At 29.3% G+C, this 2,875-nt stretch carries 3 protein-coding genes; all 3 read left to right on the plus strand.

Annotation, left to right across the window (positions count from 1 at the left end; genetic code table 11):
- Positions 1 to 256 precede the first annotated feature (256 nt).
- Positions 257 to 1,390 (plus strand): hypothetical protein, encoded by a 1,134-nt coding sequence (locus KJ971_07375; GenBank protein ID MBU1145651.1) that lies wholly within the window; start codon positions 257 to 259, stop codon positions 1,388 to 1,390.
- Positions 1,391 to 1,396: 6 nt separating this feature from the next.
- Positions 1,397 to 1,723: a PadR family transcriptional regulator gene (locus KJ971_07380; GenBank protein MBU1145652.1), complete on the plus strand. Its 327-nt coding sequence runs from the start codon at positions 1,397 to 1,399 to the stop codon at positions 1,721 to 1,723.
- Positions 1,724 to 1,941: 218 nt separating this feature from the next.
- Positions 1,942 to 2,820, plus strand: coding sequence for a hypothetical protein (locus KJ971_07385; protein ID MBU1145653.1), 879 nt, complete (start codon positions 1,942 to 1,944; stop codon positions 2,818 to 2,820).
- Positions 2,821 to 2,875: the final 55 nt, after the last annotated feature.

Consider the following 2,875-nt stretch of genomic DNA (forward strand, 5'->3'; position numbering starts at 1 on the left):
AATCAAGAAAGTACTATTCGATCACTGATAAAGGCAAAGAGGAATTATTGAAAAGTAAAAAAGAATGGAAAGACACCGTTGATATTATCAATCATTTTATCGGCGAATAATAAAAATAGTTGCGACTCGATTGAGCCGCTTTTATTTTTATTAGTATTGTAAGCAAAAAAAACAAATAATTTTAAATTTATGCCTTGACAGATTAGGTATGTTTGATATAAAATATACATAATCAGTTTAGGTATGGAGGAAAACAGTGTATAACAAAATTAAAGAATACGTCAACTATCAATTGCGGTTTGACACATCCGAGAATAACCAAGAAAAAAAAGAAGAGATTATTGGAAATATTTCAGATCGTTACGATGAAATTTTCGAAAAAAATCATGATGAAAACCTTGCATATGTAGAAGCAATAAAATCTATGGGAGATTTTACTTTAGATGATAAAATATTAGAAACGAAGGAGAAGTCATATAAACCGAATATTTCTGAAATGTTTCTAATTGCTGGAGCCATTCTTTCTGCTTTTGGGTTATTAATGATATTTTTAAACGTAGTTGCTGGTGCAGTTGTAGTGATGTTAAGTATTATTTCATTTTCAATTGGAGCTTCTTACTTGTATCAAGAAAGTCAGTACATCAAAAATGAAGAATACGATATTGACAAGCATAACCATTACGTTAATAAAATATTTTCATACATGAAAACATGTTTTATTTTCTGGGCAATTTCGATTTCATTGCTTTTAACATTATTAATATATAACTTGATAGCCGTTGCATTCATGGCCAGTAACCTTGGGTCCATAACTTCCATCGATGACTTTCAACTCATTTTCTTCTTGCTAGCTATTGTCTTTGTAATACTATTTTTAATCAGTTTGTTAATATTTAGTTCGTTGTACAAGCGTCTAATGAAAAAGTATTATTTAATCACAGGAGAAGAAAAACTAGTATCTGTAGGTCAAAAAATCAAGCAATTTCTTTTCTTGGAATCCTTTGATAATAAAATTAAGTTAATTTTTATAAAAAATTGGTTTTACCCCACATTCACATTAATTTTTTCTTTGTATTGCTTTGTGGATTTAATCTTATTGAGCACAGGGACATATGGAGATATAGATAGAAGTAATTTAGCAATACTCATAAGTGAATTTGTAGTGGTAGTTCCAACAATTATTATTTCAATTATCGCTATTACAGGAAAATTTAAAAGTCGTTTTGTGGCTCCTTTTGTCTACTTGATTTCAACAATAGTAATATTTATTCTTACCTTTAGTCTTTACAGTATGGCTGGTCCAATTTCTTTCTTGAGTGCCATTGTTTTAGTGGTTTTCATGCTAATTGATATCATAGTTAATCTTAAATATTCACAACAAAAGAAGTAATCAATTATGAACATATTTGGTGATTTGCTTCGAGGACATACAGATATGATATTATTAAGTGTACTAGAGAAAAATGATTCGTATGGATATCTAATTAATAAACAAATTGAGAAATTGACAGATAACGAGTTTTCATTTACAGAAGCGACGCTTTACACCAGTTTCAAGCGTCTCGTTCAACTTGGATATGTTACAACCTACTGGTTGGAAAGCGATTCTGGCAAAAAAAGAAAATACTATTCTATAACTTCACAAGGGTTGCAATATTTAACTGTGCAAAATCAAGAATGGAAAAAAATTAAGACAATTATTGATAAAATTATTAAAGCATAAAATAGAAAAACAATAACTAAAAATTGTATATAAAGAAATTCAATCTAATGATATACATAGCATAACAAAGCCCTACTGGGCTTTGTTATTTTTTGTATTTACTCTTTAATTTATAATAAATTATGTTATAATACAATTAAGTAATCAAGAAAAAACATGAAATCTTTTTTTTCGAAAACTGATTTTTGATTTGATTTTTCTTGAAGTTGGAGGGAATTATGAAAAGAATTTTAATGATTGGTTTATTTTTTACGATAGTTCTATTGATAAGCGGTTGCTCGAATAATCAAGATATCATTCAATGGACATATGATGATGATTTATTAGATTGGCAAGATGTGGAAGGTGCTCAATATTATCAAATAATTTTCTATGATGATGATTTGGAGACTGAAACAGATAACGGACACGACTATATGTTTTATGCATATGGTTCCGAATTTTCCTTTTTTCTTTATCCAAATGAAGCCTCGTATCATGTTAAAATAAAAATCATTTATGAGGATGAAACGTTTGAATTATCCGATATCATTAACGTTTCCATCAGTCGTCAATTCAATCATCCCACTGGAATAGGATCATCCTCTGCGACCCAAAACCTTGAGTGGCAAAACGTTGGGTATGGGCTTGAAGATTTCATCAATTATACCGTAAAAGTGAATGATGATGAGGAATATAACGTAGAGGAAGCAATGTTTGAAATGTCTGGATTTAATGAAGGTGTATACAAAGTTGAAGTTTGCGCTAATTATACAGATGGCACTTCAAAATGGTCAAGCCCATTTTATGCCAATATAAATGTTGGTGGGGACATACTATCAATCTATTATGATACAAATTCCAATGAAGATTTCTCGTATACATTTGATGAAGAGGTGAATATTCTTTCGGTAAGGGGTAACTATAATTTTGATTCTTTTGATGATTTAACTGACGATATTGTACAAATATCTGATTCAACGATAACCATCAATCACTATTACATTCAAAATGAAGGCAACTTAACAGAGGGAATATATACGAATATTCTTCACCTGTTGGTTGTTTCAGATAATCAAATATATACAGTATATCTTGTAAATCACAATGAAGATTAATGCAATTTAATTAAAAATTGTTGAATGAGGTAGGATATTAAAAAAGAAGAAGCTA

This window comes from Bacillota bacterium (genome assembly GCA_018818595.1).
Taxonomy (GTDB): domain Bacteria; phylum Bacillota_I; class Bacilli_A; order Izemoplasmatales; family Hujiaoplasmataceae; genus JAHIRM01.

Bases quoted from the DNA above. Each gene is read 5' to 3' on its own strand.
- KJ971_07380 (MBU1145652.1), top strand. From the start codon at position 1,397: ATGAACATATTTGGTGATTTGCTTCGAGGACATACAGATATGATATTA.
- KJ971_07385 (MBU1145653.1), top strand. From the start codon at position 1,942: ATGAAAAGAATTTTAATGATTGGTTTATTTTTTACGATAGTTCTATTG.